The organism is Arthrobacter sp. V1I7, assembly GCF_030817015.1.
Classification (GTDB): domain Bacteria; phylum Actinomycetota; class Actinomycetes; order Actinomycetales; family Micrococcaceae; genus Arthrobacter.
Map to the genome: position 1 here is coordinate 2,883,691 of NZ_JAUSYS010000001.1, position 16,012 is coordinate 2,899,702.

Annotated in this window: 14 protein-coding genes; 2 read left to right on the forward strand and 12 right to left on the reverse strand. The window is 67.5% G+C overall.

Going from position 1 to position 16,012, the window contains the following annotated elements; translation table 11 throughout:
* Positions 1-72 precede the first annotated feature (72 nt).
* The 10 genes from xerD to QFZ69_RS13330 form a co-directional block, all read right to left on the reverse strand.
* Entirely contained in the window at positions 73-1,137 is a 1,065-nt protein-coding gene (gene xerD / locus QFZ69_RS13285) for a site-specific tyrosine recombinase XerD (protein WP_373461940.1), read from the reverse strand.
* A complete protein-coding gene (locus QFZ69_RS13290; protein ID WP_306918790.1) occupies positions 1,137-1,799 on the reverse strand; it encodes an NUDIX hydrolase in 663 nt (220 codons plus the stop codon). The genes xerD and QFZ69_RS13290 overlap by 1 nt, the downstream gene beginning before the upstream one ends.
* 27 nt (positions 1,800-1,826) lie before the next feature.
* Entirely contained in the window at positions 1,827-3,632 is a 1,806-nt protein-coding gene (locus tag QFZ69_RS13295; RefSeq protein WP_306918792.1) for a CTP synthase, read from the reverse strand.
* Positions 3,633-3,711: 79 nt separating this feature from the next.
* Positions 3,712-5,451, reverse strand: a complete 1,740-nt coding sequence (recN, locus tag QFZ69_RS13300) for a DNA repair protein RecN (RefSeq protein ID WP_306918794.1) — start codon at positions 5,449-5,451, stop codon at positions 3,712-3,714.
* A 3-nt stretch (positions 5,452-5,454) separates the two neighbouring features.
* Positions 5,455-6,495: an NAD kinase gene (locus QFZ69_RS13305; protein WP_306918795.1), complete on the reverse strand. Its 1,041-nt coding sequence runs from the start codon at positions 6,493-6,495 to the stop codon at positions 5,455-5,457.
* Positions 6,496-6,508: 13 nt separating this feature from the next.
* Positions 6,509-7,330, reverse strand: a complete 822-nt coding sequence (locus QFZ69_RS13310; protein WP_306918797.1) for a TlyA family RNA methyltransferase — start codon at positions 7,328-7,330, stop codon at positions 6,509-6,511.
* Positions 7,327-7,632: a hypothetical protein gene (locus tag QFZ69_RS13315; RefSeq protein ID WP_306918799.1), complete on the reverse strand. Its 306-nt coding sequence runs from the start codon at positions 7,630-7,632 to the stop codon at positions 7,327-7,329. The genes QFZ69_RS13310 and QFZ69_RS13315 overlap by 4 nt, the downstream gene beginning before the upstream one ends.
* Before the next feature lie 9 nt (positions 7,633-7,641).
* A complete protein-coding gene (locus tag QFZ69_RS13320; RefSeq protein ID WP_306918801.1) occupies positions 7,642-8,631 on the reverse strand; it encodes an HAD-IIA family hydrolase in 990 nt (329 codons plus the stop codon).
* A 6-nt stretch (positions 8,632-8,637) separates the two neighbouring features.
* Positions 8,638-10,686 carry a hypothetical protein gene (locus QFZ69_RS13325; protein WP_306918803.1) on the reverse strand — a complete coding sequence of 683 codons (2,049 nt, stop codon included), beginning with the start codon at positions 10,684-10,686 and terminating at the stop codon, positions 8,638-8,640.
* A gap of 382 nt (positions 10,687-11,068) precedes the next feature.
* Positions 11,069-11,662, reverse strand: a complete 594-nt coding sequence (locus QFZ69_RS13330) for a PadR family transcriptional regulator (protein WP_306918805.1) — start codon at positions 11,660-11,662, stop codon at positions 11,069-11,071.
* Between the two features lie 383 nt (positions 11,663-12,045).
* Here QFZ69_RS13330 and QFZ69_RS13335 point away from each other — a divergent pair, with 383 nt between their 5' ends.
* Both QFZ69_RS13335 and QFZ69_RS13340 read left to right on the forward strand, forming a co-directional pair.
* Entirely contained in the window at positions 12,046-12,522 is a 477-nt protein-coding gene (locus QFZ69_RS13335; protein ID WP_306918806.1) for an SRPBCC family protein, read from the forward strand.
* Positions 12,523-12,555: 33 nt separating this feature from the next.
* Entirely contained in the window at positions 12,556-12,972 is a 417-nt protein-coding gene (locus QFZ69_RS13340) for a CBS domain-containing protein (protein ID WP_306918808.1), read from the forward strand.
* 412 nt (positions 12,973-13,384) lie between these two features.
* On the opposite strand, the gene QFZ69_RS13345 is transcribed toward QFZ69_RS13340, so the two are convergent.
* Together QFZ69_RS13345 and QFZ69_RS13350 are read right to left on the reverse strand one after the other, a co-directional pair.
* Positions 13,385-13,618 carry a hypothetical protein gene (locus QFZ69_RS13345; protein WP_306918810.1) on the reverse strand — a complete coding sequence of 78 codons (234 nt, stop codon included), beginning with the start codon at positions 13,616-13,618 and terminating at the stop codon, positions 13,385-13,387.
* Positions 13,619-13,729: 111 nt separating this feature from the next.
* Entirely contained in the window at positions 13,730-14,542 is an 813-nt protein-coding gene (locus QFZ69_RS13350) for a hypothetical protein (protein ID WP_306918812.1), read from the reverse strand.
* Between the last annotated feature and the right edge of the window lie 1,470 nt (positions 14,543-16,012).

Genomic DNA, 16,012 nt, shown 5'->3' on the forward strand with positions numbered 1-16,012 from the left:
GCGCTACCGGGCCCAGTGCGGCTTTTAGCGCAGCCCCTTGCTGGCGCAGCCCCTTTCTAGCCCAGCCCCTTTCTAGCCCAGCGCCCGGGGATGCGCGGCGGCGTAGATTTCCCGCAACGTGTCTGCCGTTACGAGGGTGTACACCTGCGTAGTTGTGACGGAGGCGTGGCCCAGCAGTTCCTGGACGACGCGGACGTCGGCGCCGCCTTCCAGCAGGTGGGTCGCAAACGAGTGCCGAAGGGTGTGCGGCGAGACGACCTTCGTGATGTTGGCCTTCTCGGCGGACGTCTTGAGGATGGTCCAGGCGCTTTGCCGGCTGATCCTGCCGCCGCGGGCGTTCAGGAACAACGCGGGAGTGCCCTTCCCTTTGGCCGCGAGCAACGGCCGGCCGCGGACCAGGTAGGCGTCCAGTGCCCTGGCCCCGAAGGACCCCAACGGGACCAGCCGCTCCTTGGAGCCCTTGCCGAACAGCCGGACGATTGCCGGCCCGGAGTCGGCGACGGCCTCCTCGCCCTGCAACGAGATATCGTCGACGTCGAGGCCGACGGCCTCGCTGATACGGGCGCCGGTGGAGTACAGGAACTCCAGCAGCGCCCGGTCACGCAGTCCCGTTGGGGTGTCCGTGCCGGCCGCCTCGAGGATCCTCGTGACTTCATCGACGCTGATGGCCTTGGGCAGGCGCTTGCCGGGCATGGGCGGGTGGACATCGCTGGCGGGATCCGTGCCGGTGACGCCTTCCAGCGCCCAGAACTTGTGCAGGCCGCGGACGGCGACGACGGTCCGCGCCGCGGATCGGATGCCGAGGGCGGATCCGCCGTCGGAACCGTCGGACAGCGCCTGCACGAAGGCCGTCACGTCGTGCCGGGTGATCTCGGCGGGATGCTTCCGGCCCGCCTGCGCGAGGTGTCTGGCGTAGCGCGCCAGGTCCCGCCGGTAGGCCGAGAGGGTGTTGGCAGCAAGGCCGCGCTCCACGCCCATATGTTGCAGGTAGTCCGTCATGGCACGGTCAACCGCGGTCAGGGGCCGGCCCGGGGCGTTGGCTGGCTTTTGCGGGGCGGCTGCTTCTGGCGGTGCGGCCTGTTCGTGCGGGGTGCTGTCCAGCGCGGCGGGCGGCTCCGTCGCCACCAGGTCCACCATCAGCGCTGGCTGGGGTGCGCGGTCCACGGCGCGTCGGCCGGGCGGAGTCCCTTGAAGTTGTCAGCGCGCGCCGCCGCGGCGGCGAGGATCCCGACGACGGCGGAGGGGTTGTGCAGGCGTCCCTCCAGCACCGAGGCGACGGCGTCATCGAGCGGCGTCCAATGCAGCTCGATCTCGGCTTCCTCGTCCGTGCGGACGTGCAGTTCGTGGCCGGGCACGTCACTCAGTCCGCGGGCCAGATAAATCCGGATGGCCTCGCTGGATGACCCGGGCGAATTGAAGAAGTCCACGAGGACATTCCACTCCGCCGCGACCAGGTCCGCTTCCTCCGCCAGTTCGCGCGCGGCTCCGGCGACAAAGTCCTCGCCCTCGACGTCGAGCAGTCCCGCCGGGATCTCCCAGAGGTCCATCCCGACGGGGTGGCGGTACTGCTTGAGCAGCAGCACTTCGCCGGCGTCGTTCATCGGCAGCACCGCCACCGCGCCGGGGTGCTCGATGTAATCGCGGACGAGCGCGTCGCCGTCGTCGTTGAGCTGGAAGGTGTCACGGACAACATCCCAGATCCGGCCTTCATAGACCGTCCGGGATGACAAAAGAGGGCGCGGGCTCGGCTGATCCGAAACCTGCCGTGCAGCTTGGGGGGTCTCGGACCTACCGGGCATCGCGCCGTCCTTCAAGTCAGTCGGGAGTTACTTGGACGCTACTGCCGATGTCGGCTTCGCAGCGGCAGGGGCATCCTTGGCGGAAGCTGCCGTTGCCGGGGCATCCTTGGCTGCAGCCCCCTGCGGGCCGTCGGCGCGCTTCTGGTGCACCAGGGCAGCCTTGACCAGCCCGGCGAACAGCGGGTGCGGCCGGGTCGGGCGGGAGCTGAGCTCCGGGTGCGCCTGGGTGGCAACGTAGTACGGGTGGACCTCGCGGGGAAGTTCCACGTACTCCACGAGCTTGCCGTCGGGTGATGTTCCGGAGAACACCAGGCCCTCCGCGGCGATCTGCTCGCGGTATTTGTTGTTGACCTCGTAGCGGTGGCGGTGGCGTTCGCTGACCACGGTGGCGCCGTAGGTCTCTGCCACAACCGAGCCCTCGTCAAGCTTGGCCTCGTACAGGCCCAGGCGCATGGTGCCCCCCAGGTCGCCCTTGCCCTCGACGATGTCCAGCTGCTCCTCCATGGTGGCAATCACCGGGTACTTGGAGTCCGGCTCGAACTCACTGGAGGAGGCGCCTTCGAGACCGACGACGTTGCGGGCGTACTCGATCACCATGCACTGCAGGCCAAGGCACAGGCCCAGGACCGGGAGCTTGGTTTCGCGGGCGTACTTGAGGGCTCCGAGCTTGCCTTCGAGGCCGCGGATACCGAAGCCGCCGGGAACACAGATCGCGTCCACGCCGTGCAGGGAGTTGACCGCGCCTTCACGGGTTTGGCATTCGTCCGAGGGGACCCAGCGGATCTTCACCTTGGTCTCGTTCGCGAACCCACCGGCGCGCAGCGCCTCGGTCACGGACAGGTAGGCGTCCGGCAGGTCGATGTACTTCCCGACCAGGGCCACCTCGACCTCGTGCTTGGGGTTGTGGACCGCTTCCAGGAGCTTGTCCCAGCTGGTCCAGTCAACGTCCTTGAAGGGAAGATCCAGGGCGCGGACGATGTAAGAGTCCAGGCCCTGGGAGTGCAGGGTCTTCGGGATGTCGTAGATGCTCGGGGCGTCGGGGCAGCCGATGACGGCGTCGATGTCGACGTCGCACATGCGGCCGATCTTATCGCGCATGGGCTGCGGGACGTCGCGGTCCGAACGGATCACGATCGCCTCGGGCTGGATGCCGATGGAGCGCAGCGCGGCTACGGAGTGCTGCGTCGGCTTGGTCTTCAGCTCCTGCGACGGGCCGATGTACGGCACGAGTGAAACGTGGAGGAAGAAGACGTTGCCGCGGCCGATGTCCTGGCGGACCTGGCGGGCGGACTCGAGGAACGGCTGCGACTCGATGTCGCCTACGGTGCCGCCGATCTCGGTGATGATGACGTCGGGCGCGTTCTTGCCCTCGGAGGGCAGCCGCATGCGGCGCTTGATTTCATCGGTGATGTGCGGGATGACCTGGACGGTGTCGCCGAGGTATTCGCCGCGGCGCTCCTTGGCGATGACCGTGGAGTACACCTGGCCGGTGGTGACGTTGGCCGAGCCTTCGAGGTTCTCGTCGAGGAAGCGCTCGTAGTGGCCGACGTCGAGGTCCGTCTCGGCGCCGTCGTCGGTCACGAAGACTTCGCCGTGCTGGAAGGGGTTCATCGTGCCCGGATCCACGTTCAGATAGGGATCGAGCTTTTGCATTGTTACAGACAAACCGCGTGCCCGCAGCAGGTGACCGAGGCTCGAAGCCGTCAGTCCTTTGCCGAGCGAGGACGCCACACCGCCGGTGACGAAGATGTGTTTGGTCGTCTTGGACGAACCCGGGAACCGGGAATTTACACGGGAATTTGATCGCTGCACCACGGAGTTTGAGCTTATCATCAATTCTGCCTTCCAGGGGGTCTGTTCGCGGGCAGCGGCTGTGATTGTCATCCCGGTTCCAGCCCGTCTTTGTAGAGTGTCAGGCCTGCTGCGGCAGGAGCCTGGCGTCGTCGAGGAGTTCCTGGGCGTGGGCCTGGGCTGATTCCGAATCCTCCTGGCCGGCAAGCATCCGCGCCAGCTCGCGGACGCGCTCGTCCGCATCCAGCAGCTGGACGTCGCTCGAGGTGAAGCCGGTCGCGGTGGCCCCGTCCGCGCCCCGCACAGAGGTCTTGGTGACGCGGATGTGCTGGTCCGCGAAGGCCGCGACCTGGGGCAGGTGCGTGACCACAAGGACCTGGACGTGCCGGGCCAGCATCGCCAGGCGCCGGCCGATCTCGACGGCGGCCCGGCCGCCGACGCCGGCGTCGACCTCGTCAAAGACGAAGGTCGGGACCGGATCCACCGCGGCAAGCACCACTTCGATGGCCAGCATCACCCGTGAAAGCTCACCGCCGGAGGCACCCTTGCCCAGCGGGCGGGCGGGGGCGCCGGCGTGCGGCTGGAGCAGGAAAGAGATGTCGTCGGCACCGAACGGGCCCAGCTGCTCGCCCGGGTCGACGTTGATGACGAGCGTCGCATCGGCCATCGCCAGCGCTTTCAGTTCCGCGCTGACCCGGCCGGACAGGTCCTTGGCGGCCTTCCTGCGGCTCTTGCTGATGGCGGCCGCCTGCTTGCGGAGCTCGGCTTCAGTGCGGGTGACGTCGGCGTCCAGCGCTTCGATCCGGGTCGAGTCGTCCTGCAGTTCCTCGTACCGGCCCCGCGCCTCCCCGGCCCAGACCAGCACCTCGTCGATGCTAGGTGCGTACTTGCGCACGAGTTTCGCCAGGGCGGCACGCCGGTCCTCGATTTCGGCGAGCCGTTCCGGGCCCTCCGTGTCGAGGGATGCCTGGTAGCTGGCCAGTTCGGTGGCGATGTCGTTGAGCAGGAAGCCGACCTCGGCCAGCCGCGCCGCCGCGGATCCCAGCTCCTCGTCGTGTTCTGCCACGTGCTCCAGGGTGCGCTTGGCGGCGTCGACGAGGGCGGTGGCGTCGCTGCCCTCGCCGAAGTCCTCCGCGATGAGGGCCTGGTGCGCTGTCGTGGCGGCGATCCGGAGTTCCTCGACGTTGGCGAGCTTGACGGCCTCGGCCTTGAGCAACTCGTCCTCCCCCGGCTGCGGGTCGACGGCGTCGATCTCCGCGAGGGCACCTTCCAGCGACTCCGCCTCGCGCAGGCGTTCCCGGGCCGCGCTGCGGAGCGAATCCAGTTCGGCCTGGATCGCTTTCCAGTGCCCGTGCAGTTTTTGGTACGCGGCAAGGGTCCGGGCGAGGCTCTCCCCCGCGAATTTGTCCAGGGCCCCGCGCTGCGCCACCGGGCTCTTGAGCCTGATCTGCTCGGACTGGCCGTGGACCACCACGAGGGTTTCGCCGACCTCGGCGAGGACCCCCACGGGTGCCACCCGGCCGCCCAGGTAGGCGCGGCTGCGGCCGTCCGCACCGACGCTGCGGGCGAGCAGCAGCTCGGCGCCGCCGTCGAACTCCTCGACGTCCGCGCCGGCTTCCCGGGCGCGCGCCACGGCGGCGTGCCCGGAGTCGAGTTTCACAATTGCCTCGGCAGAGGCGCTCTTGGCGCCGCTGCGCACCGCACCGGCGTCGGACCGGGCGCCGAGCAGCAGCCCGACGGCGGTCACCACCATGGTCTTACCGGCACCTGTTTCACCCGTTACGACACTCAGTCCCGGCCCGAGGGGCAGCGTCGCGTCGGTGATGACGCCGAGGTCGCGGATTCTCAGTTCTTCAAGCATGGGTCACTTCGCAGTCGAGGGATCAGTTGTGTCGCCGGGCCCGGCGTGCGGTGGCCCAGCCTGCGGCGGAGTGGGCAGCGGAGGCATGGGCCGCGGGGTGCGGATTATCGGCACCGGACCGGTGTGGATGGCCGCGGCCTGCGGCATGGGGCCGCGCCAGCCCTGGATGGGGAGCTCGAATTTGCGGACCAGCCGGCCGGAGAACGGCGTCGGGTGGGTGCGGGCCAGCCGGACCGGGGTGGCCGAGCGGGTGACTTCCACGCGGGCGCCGGGCGGCAGGTCCACGGAGCGCCGGCCGTCGCACCAGAGCACCCCCTGGGCATCGGTCCGGTTCAGGATCTCGACAGCTAGCCGGGACCGCGGAGAGACGACCAGTGGCTTCGCGAAGAGCGCGTGCGCGCTGATCGGCACGATCAGCAGGGCCTCGACCTCGGGCCACACCACCGGCCCGCCGGCCGAGAAGGCATAGGCGGTGGAGCCGGTGGGGGTGGCCAGGACCACGCCGTCGCAGCCAAAGGACGTCAGGGGGCGCTCGTCGACTTCGGTGACCACCTCGAGCATCCGTTCCCGGTTGCCTTTCTCGATCGCGGCCTCGTTGAGGGCCCAGGTGTGCCAGATCTTCTGCCCGCGGACCCAGACCTGCACGTCGATCGTCATCCGCTCTTCCACGGTGTATTCGCGGCTAACGACCCATTCGACGGTCTGCGTCAGGTCGGCCCGCTCGCTTTCCGCCAGGAACCCGACGTGGCCGAGGTTGACGCCCAGCAGCGGCACATCCACTTCCCGCACGAGTTCGGCGGCACGCAGGATCGTGCCGTCGCCGCCGAGGACCATGACAAGTTCGACTTCGGGCAGCTGCACGTGGTCGTGGAGAACCTCGACGGGGTGGTCCAGGCGGCCGAAGAACCGGACCATGTCGCCGAGCTCGGATTCCTGCATGACCGGGACAATGCCGGAGGCGTGGAGCTGGGCGCACGCTTCCCACGCAGCCTTGAGGGATTCCTCGCGGCCGGTGTGGGCAAGGATGAGAACACGCCTGCTCATCGGGTTCCGCCTTCTAGTGCTGCTGGTGCTTTGGCCAGATCGTTGCGATTAACGCAGCAACGGCTGCGTCCCGCTCCTCGATCTTAGGCAGGTCTGTCCCGATCCCGCGTTTTATCCACAGGAAGTACTCGACGTTTCCGTCCTGGCCGGGCAGTGGACTGCCCGCCAGGCCTTGCAGTTCCAGGCCGGCATCGACGGCGGCGGCTGCAACTTTGCTGACCGCCAGGCGGCGTTCCCGTTCGGAGGTGACCACGCCGCTGCGGCCCAGCCGGTCCTTGCCGATCTCAAACTGTGGTTTGACCATCAGGACGAGGTCTCCGCCGGGCTCGGTGCAGGCCGCAAGGGGTGCGACGACCAGGGTCAGGGAGATGAAGGACAGATCCGCCACGGTCAGGGCGACAGGCCCGCCGATCTCCGCCGGCGTCATGTACCTCACGTTGAGGCCTTCGTGGACGGCGACCCGCGGGTCGTTCCGGATCTGCGGCACCAGCTGGTCATGGCCAACGTCGACAGCCACGACGTGGGCCGCGCCGCGGCGGAGGAGCACCTCTGTGAACCCGCCGGTCGAGGCGCCGGCGTCGAGGCAGCGTTTGCCTGCCACCTCGACGGCGGGGAAGGCGTCCAGCGCGCCGGCAAGCTTGTGCCCGGCACGGCTGACGTAGTTGTCCTCGCCGGTGGCCGCAACGTCCAGTTCCGTCTCGTCCTGCACCTGAAGCGAGGCTTTGGCAAGCACTTCGCCGCCGGAGGTGACTTTGCCTTCGGCAATAAGCCGTGCCGCGTGGGTGCGGGACCGTGCCAGCCCGCGGCCGACGAGGGCCTGGTCAAGCCTGCTCATGATGCGGGGTCCCCGGCTTCGTTCAACGCTTCCAGAAGACCGTGGTGCAGTCCCGCATATACCTCACCGTGGTCGGAAACGGGCAGCGCGGGCAATGTCCCGAGCCGTTCCAGCAGACTTTCCACGTCCGGGTCCCGGCCGGCTGCCCCGGCCGGAAGAACCGGCCAGTCCACGCGGGCAGCCGCCGTCCCGCGGTTCGCCCCGGCGGGAATTCCGCCGGCCGTTCCGGCCGCCGTCCCGGTGGCAGTCCCAAGGGGCTGGCCGGCAGCTTCAGTCTCCGGTACAGAGTTCAGCTCGGTCATGCTTCCACTCTAGTGATCCAGCCATTCAAGAACCGGCGCCAGCGCGCTGAGGGTCTCGGGGTTGGCGGCCCACCAGGCCGCGCAGGCGGCCCGCCAGGCATCCAGATCGGCGGGATCTCCACTCACGCGGACCGTCTGCCCGTCCACGACGGCGGAGGCGGCGCCGCAGCGGTACCGACCGGCGTCGTGCTCCACCGCCGGGTAGGGGCGGTAGAGATCTGTGAGGTCGTTGATCAGGAACCCGGGCCGTTCGAGGGTCCGGGCAGCAAGGATGGATTCGCGGGTGTCGACGCCGGTCAGCACTGCCACCGTCGCGAATCCGGCGTTGTTCCCGCCGAGGATGTCGGTATCGAGCCGGTCCCCGACGACGAGGGGCCGGTCGGCGGCCAGCCGCTTGGCGGCCGCGTGGAACAGCGGCGCCTCGGGCTTGCCGGCGACGAGCGGGCGTTGTCCGGTTGCCGCGGCGACGGCCGCGACGAGTGACCCGTTTCCCGGGGCGATGCCCCGCGCCTGGGGGATGGACATGTCCGTATTGGTGGCCACCCACAGAGCGCCGCCGGCAACAACATAGGAGGCCTCTGCGAGGTCTTTCCAGCCGACGTCCGGGTGGAATCCCTGCACGACGGCGACGGGATCCTCCGCCCCACTGCGGACCGGTACCAGTCCCACCAGTTCAATTTCGCGTGCCAGCGCGTCTCCCCCGGTGATCAGGACGCGGGCGCCGGCAGGCAGCAGCGAACCCAGCAGCTCTCCTGCAGCCTGCGAGGAGCTGACCACCTGATGGTCCTCCGCCGGGGCGCCCAGATCGCGAAGGTGCTGGGCCACCTGCGCGGGCGTCCGGGACGCGTTGTTGGTGACGTAGCCCAGGCCGACGCCGACTCCGGCGAGCTTGCGCAGGGACTCCACAGCTCCCGGGATGGCGTCGGGTCCTGCATAGACCACGCCATCCAGGTCGGCGAGCAGCGCGTCGAACGTTGAGATCAGTTCCTTGCCGTCCATTCGCCGCTAGTCCTCGGTGCGGTCCGGTTGCCCGGAGTCCGCTGCGTGGTCGGCGTCAAATTCCGCGGCGTCGTACGCGTCAGGGGCGTCATCTGCTGCATCCCCGGACTCATCCCCAGCCAGCAGCTCCGTGCGGTCCAGGGCGTCCCGTTCCACGGAATCTTCATCCGACTCGGCGTCGTCGGATTCGAAGAAGTCGGGCTCGACGTCGTCGGCACCTTCCTCGAGCGCAGCTATTCCGGCGTCCGCTGCGGGTGTTTCCGGAATGCCAGCCACCGCCGCGGCCGTGGCCGCGCGGGGGGCGGTTCCTTCGGCGGCGGCAGCCGACTGTTCGGCGGCCTGTTGGGCGGCCAGCCGGCGCTGCTGTTCTTCCTCGCGGGCTTCCTCTTCCTCGTCCCAGCCGAGGTCGACGATGTCCGGTTCCTCCTCGCCGGCCACGCCGAGGGCGTTCTCGGCGACGATTGCCTGGCGATTCCACTTCTCGGCCTCCGGGGCGCGGCCGGCCGCCGTCAAGGCGTCAGCGTAGGCACGGAAGAGGCGGGGGCTGTAGGAGAAGGCCCGGTTGATGTCCAGCTGTGCGATCTCCAGTTCGGAGACCGCGGCATCGAGCTGTCCCAGATCGGATCGTGCACCGGCGGCCACGATGGCCAGTTCCGCCTTGCCGGGCGCGTCAAGATCCTTGGCCTCGTCCGAGCGCGCCATGTCGAGGGCGCGGTCCGGGCGTCCGAGGCCACGTTCGCAATCCGCCATGACGGGCAGGTGCATGTTGGAGCCGCTAATACGGCGGTAGGTGCGGAATTCGCGGAGGGCCTCGCCATAGTGTCCGGCGGCGTACGCCGTCAGGCCGACTGCTTCGCGAACAGCCGCGAGGCGCCCACCGCGCCGGCTGGCGGCCAGGGCGTGCTGGAAGGCAAGCTCGGGTTCATCGTCGATGAGGCGTCCGGCCATGACGAGGTGGCGTGCCACCCACTCGGCGCTGTTGTCTTCCAGGGTCTTGATCTGGTGCTGGGTAGCGCGGTCCAGCTCTTTGCCCGTGACGTCGTCGTCGATCTGCGGTGAGCGCTCACGGTCCGGGCGGTTGGCGCTCCGGAGATCCCGGGCGTTGGGGACGCGGACCGGACGGTCCTCGGCGCGGTCGCGGCCGAACTGGCGCGGGCCCGAGTCGCCGCCGCGGTCAAAGCCGCGGGCCGGGCGCTCGTCCCGGTCGAAGCTGCGGGCCGGACGGTCGTCCCGGTCGAAGCTGCGGGCCGGACGGTCGTCCCGGCTACCGAACGGCTTCCGGTTGTCGCCGCCGCTGAAAGGCTTGCGGTCGCGGTCTCCGCCACCGAAGCTGCGACGCTCGCCGCCACCTTCACGCGGGGCACGATCACCATACGGCTTACGATCGCGGTCACCGCCGCCGGCGAAGGGCTTACGGTCGCCGCCGCCGCTGAACGGCTTACGGTCACCGGCACCGAAGCTGCGACGCTCGCCGCCACCTTCACGCGGGGCACGATCACCATATGGCTTACGATCACGATCGCCGCCGCCGGCGAAGGGCTTACGGTCGCGGTCGCCGCCGCCGCTGAACGGCTTACGGTCACCGGCACCAAAGCTGCGACGCTCGCCGCCACCTTCACGCGGGCCCCGATCACCATACGGCTTACGATCGCGGTCACCGCCGCCGGCGAAGGGCTTACGGTCGCGGTCACCGCCGCCGCTGAACGGCTTACGGTCACCGGCACCAAAGCTGCGACGCTCGCCGCCACCTTCACGCGGGGCACGATCACCATACGGCTTACGATCACGATCGCCGCCGCTGAAGGGCTTGCGGTCGCGGTCGCCGCCGCTGAACGGCTTCCGGTCGCCGTCACGCGCCGGACGGTCTCCCGAGGGCTTGCGGTCTCGATCGTTGAAGGAGGGGCGGGAACCTTCGGAGCCGCGATCCTCCCGGGCCCGGAAGCCTCGGGGGTCGCCGCCGGAGTTGCTGGTTCCGCGGAAACCACCACCGCCAGTGTTTCGTCCGCCCCCGAAGTTGCCGCGGTCTTTGCCGCCGCGGTCGTTGTGTTCAGCCATGCTGGATTCCTCCTGTTATGAGCTGACCACTGGCGCAACCGCAGCCGCTCTGTTCCGTGTTTCGTTTCCCTACGCAACCCGAAATCAAGCGCTTCGAAGTCCGTACATCTCCTCCAATTCTAGGCGAGTACCCAGTGATCGGCTAACGGCACTGGCCCTTTGAGCCCTCCCCGTGGCAAGGGTCACAGAATCCAGACCAACGCCCCTGGGACGGCGACGGGAGGTATCGGTGGGCCAGCTCAAACGTAGGGGACGTGAGGTGAACCGTCCCGGGAATCATGCGGCCATTCTGAACTGACAGTCACCTGATGCCCCTGCGCCAGCCGGGGTGGGCCGGTTTGGCGTCCGTCCGACGCCAGAGCCGGTACGGCGGGCCATGAACCTAGTCGGCGAGGATAAGGTACAGCGCCCGCCGGGTTTCATCGATTTTCTCCATGGCGGCCCGGCGTTGTTCATCGGTTGCCGAGAAACGGAACTGGTGGATGACCCCCATCAGCTTTCCCACGCTCTGGTGGAACGCCGGCCCGGATCCCTGAGGATCGGTGTCCCACGCGTTATCCAGCTCCTCGGCATGGCCGGCTACATACGCCCGTCCGGCCTCGGTGAGCGTGAATTCGGTGCGCCGGCCATCCCCTACCGGTGCGATGAGGTCTTCATCAACGAGCTGCTGCAGCGTCGGGTAAACAGAGCCCGGGCTCGGCCGCCATGCCCCGGAGGTTTTCTCGGCGATCGTCTTGATCAGCCCGTACCCGTTGGACGGTGCTTCGGCCAGGAGGGAGAGGATCGCCGAGCGGACATCGCCCCTGTTGGCCCGGCGTGAACCGCCGGGGCCAAAGCCGGGCCCAAAACCTGGGCCGAACCCGCGGCCGGGCCCGAACCCGCCGTGTCCGTGGGGCCCGCGGTGGCTCCTGCCGCGTTCGAACCGCCCCCTGTCCGGTCCGGGCCCGGGGAATTTGTTGTCCTGATTGCCTTTCATAGCGGCATCGTCCTTCCACTCCAGTTGAGTTTTCTGATGACCGCCGACCATGCGGCGATAGTTAAAGATATATCGCTAGCTATCGCCGGTCAAGAGCGGGTTTGATGCGGGCGCGCCTTACAGCGCCACCCACTATGCATGCTGCATTCAGCTAAGGGACTGGAGGAGAACCGGAAAGCCCGGTTGGATGTCGGCCGGGGATCCAAGGGCCCGCTGGCGGAAAGCTGTCGGTCGTTTCTCCTGTCGTCTTCGTGAATCGGGAAGGTCTGGACACAGGTAGAGGACCGGCTTAGCGTTCAGGGGTGGCGGTTGCCTGTTCCGGCAGGACGGCGCCGCCTCCGGTCCGCTGTTGCGGGCCGTCCCTCACTGACAGGAGGAAGCAGATGGAAACCGTTGAAGAGAGCATTGAGGTGGCCGTTCCGGTTCGCACGGCGTACGACCAGTGGACCCAGTTCGAGTCCCTTCCGGAGTTCATGTCCGGCGTTGAATCCGTCACCCAGCTGACCGACACCACCAATCACTGGGTCACCAAAATCGGTGGCGTGGAGCGGGAATTCGATACCGAGATCATCGAACAGCAGCAGCCCGATGAGCGCATCGCCTGGCGCAGCGTCGACGGGAAATCCCATGCCGGCGTCGTGTCGTTCACCCCGCTGGATCCGGGCACGACCCGAGTCTCGGTCCGCTTCCAATGGGCACCGGAAACCTTCACGGAAAAAGCCGGGGCCGCCCTGAACCTCGATGACAGGCAGGTCAAAAGCGACCTGCGCAAATTCAAGGACTTCATCGAATCCCGGGGCGCCGAAACCGGTGCCTGGCGCGGTGAAGTCGAGGACAGCGGCCCGACCGGGCAGCTCTAGACGCCCCTACCAGCTGAATTAAGGACAAATGCCATGACTACAGCACGTGAGATTATGACCGGCGGCGTTGAATGCATCGGTGAAAACGAAACGCTGGAAGCCGCCGCCCGGAAGATGAAAGACCTCAACGTCGGCGCCCTGCCAATTTGCGGAGAGGACAACCGGCTCAAGGGCATGATCACGGACCGCGACATTGTCATCAAATGCTTCGCGGAAGGTGGGGACCCGCGAACGGCAAAGGCCGGGGATTTTGGCCAGGGCAAGCCGGTGACCATCGGTGCGGACGATTCCATCGAAGAAGCGATCAGGACCATGGAGGAGCACCAGGTCCGCCGGCTGCCAGTCATCGACGGCCATGACCTGGTCGGCATCCTGACACAGGCAGACATCGCCCGGAACTACCCGGAGGACCGGGTCGGGGAGCTCGTTGAACTCATCTCCTTCTACTGAACCGGTCACCTGGCGGCAGGACGCGGCTGGAATGAGGCCGTCCTCCTCCGCCAAGGAAAATAGGGGGCCGGGGCCTGCAGCACCGGCCTCCCTTGTCCTTCAACCCGACGCTGCGCGCTCCACCCTGGCACCCACAGGACAAAGTCAAAGACGACGGTTGCCGGCCCGGCGGGACCTTCAAAGGCGGATGCCCCACGAACCCCGGGATCCGCGAATTTTCTCCTGGTCAATAGTCACGCGGTCAGGGTCTTTGACCCGCGGGGAGTCCACCGTACGGATCAACTCCAGCCACGGGAGTGGAGCAGAGCTGCCGGGGGCGCTTTACCGTCAGGCCGGGCGGGTGTTCCCGGCCTGGGCCTCCGGGCCGCGACGCGGTTCTGTTCCTGCCGGCACCTCCGGGTCCGGCATTTTTTCAGGTCCGGTCCACGGCCCCTGCCTGGCCGGCGTGACGGGCACAGTGGGCGCAGCAGTACATCCCGTCCGCGCTCTCCGTCCCGTGTCCGATGATCCGGCAGCCACAATGCGCGCAGGCCGGGGCCATGGCCTGGATGGCGCACTCAAAACTGTCGAAGGTCCCGGATGCATCGCCTCTGGTGATGGTGAAAGCCTTGTCGTAATCGTTGCCGCAGGTATCGCAGATCGCCATGATGATTTCCTTTCGAACCGGGTGCTGAGGTGGGAGCAGGTGCAGCAGCGCAAACCGGGCCGCAGCCGCCGGGCATCCCCTTCTTATCCGCCCGGCGGCGCGGCGTTGCCCTTAAGGCGAGACCGTGGGTGAGGGGGAGGACGTCTGGATGTCTGCCGGCCCCGTGACCGTCGGTGAGGCTGAATCCTCCGGTGAGGCGGTGCCGGTGGACGTCGGGCTGGAGGTTCCGCTGCCGCCGCCGGCCTTCCGGAGCACCCCATTGATCAGATCTTCGAGCTCCTGCCGGTCCGGGTCCCCCAGGTTGGCGCCGCCCTTGGTGGCGACGACCAGCAGCCTGCCCTGGGCAGCGGAGACTTGCATCAGCATCTCCTGGTTTCCCTCACCGCGGGTGCTAACCGTCGCGAAGGTCTCCTGGGCATCCGTGTCCGCCTGCAGCTCCTGGCTGGAGACCTGGTACGTCTGGCCGAGGGCCGCCACGGAGAAGCTGGCGCATTGGTCCATCTTGCCGCTGACCTCCTGCAGCACCGCCACGGCGTCCGGACCCTCGCTGCCCGACTGCGCGGACAGCGTCCGCGGCCGGTCAGCTTCGGAAATGGCGACGGCGACCTGGCCGTTCTCCACGGTGTCCAGCAACCCGGCCGTGGCAATGCCCTTGCAGTCCTCGGGGTCCACGGTGGCGGTACTCATGAGCAGGTTGGCGAGGTTCCCGCCCTGGTCCACCTGCTCCTTGGAATAAAGCTTCAGTTCGTTGCCGTCCGCATCGGTCCTGCCGGAGATCAGGTCCCGGAGCTCAGCCTCGCTGTAGACCCTGGCTGCTGCCGTTTCGGTGGCGGTGGCCGTAGCTGTTGCCGTCGTGACGGACGGGCTGGCAGTCCCGCCGCCGCCCCCGGTGCAGCCGGCCAGGGCAACCATCGCTACCGTCATCAATCCAAGCGCAGGAACTTTTCGCATCAGATACAACCCCTTCGAAACAGGAACCATAGTTAGTGTGGTGCAGCCGGCAACCCCGCCGGCTGCGGCAGGAGCCGCGTCCCCGTTGCGCACGGGTGCGGTGGCTTCCTGCAGCGTCTCCGGCGGCATGTCAGCCGGGAAAGCAAGCCGCGGCGTGGACGAGGCGTGACGCCTCCACACCTTGAGGTGATTCCTGCGGGCCCGGCCGACCCCGTCCGGAACGTCCCCGTGCACCCCCGGGCGGGTCTTCATGCGGCCGGCCTTCCGCTCCCGCCTCCGAGCCCTGCGCCCCGCCCGGTTCAACCTCGCCAGCATCAGGACGGTAAAGACGGCCCACAGGAGCGCCGTCGACAACACCAACGCGATCGATACCAGAGGGTGCATGCAGTCAGTGTAGTAGGCACCCGGCCAAATAGTAAGCAGCCTTATGAACAGTGCGGCCGCCAGGGCCCGCCCGGCCATCCGGCGCAGCCCAGGGAACCCAGGCGCGGAACGCCCAGGACCCAGGACCACGCGGCCCCGGAACCTGCCGGGACCACCGTCACAGGTTTCCGGCCCCACGACACATCAACAGGACAATTCCGGTCCCACGAGGATGAGGCGCACACCGGACAGGAGGACAAAGCCGGGCGGCAGCGGACGCCCGAGGCACGCCGGTATGGGCGTCAATTGCAGAGAGGGCGGCAACAACCGGCGCGCAAGCCGGTCCCCATACGGACGCTTCGTCGTCGCTCACGTTGCAGGTGGTGATCGCCGTATTCGAGTTGAGAATCAGACCGACTGACGATAGGGCAGGAAGCGCAGGTTTCTGGTACGGCGCGCGTGAACTCGGAGCGAGCAGCTGCCGCGCGTGATACTTCTCAAGCAGCGCCATTGCTTTCTCGAGGTCGGAGTTCCAATCAAGTTCCCACCGCTGGTGGCGGAGCCGTGAGTACGGACCAGGCGCGATCTCAACCACGAGCCATTGCGCACCAATCATGGACAGTTGGCTGACTCTAAACGTGGGAAGCCGATAGCTATCGGGAGCGATCAGTTTTTCCTCGACCGCATTGCCGAAAAGTTGCCGTGCTCCGGTGACCAAGCTGTCAAAAGCTACATGGTGAGTGTCAGGTATCGGAGGCGCACGACTATTCTTGCCGACCTCGACATGAGTGTGTTCCGGTCTCAGGATGCGCTTTGTTATGAAGCCCGTTCCCAGAGGGCAACGTGTGCACAGTTGAACCATCGGATTGAAGCTACCGCCCGTTCCTTCATCTTCCCGTAAGCCGAACGCTGAGCGGGCGGCTTTACCGCCGGATCCAAGGCGCCAAGACGCGTCAAATCTCTGGAATTGTTGCTGGCGTTTTCAGAAGTTCCGAGCATTTACAGTCAGAATTCGCATGCACCGGCTTTAGGCGCTGGGCTTCACTGGAAAATTGGTCGCGTCGGCGGAACCCATAGGCC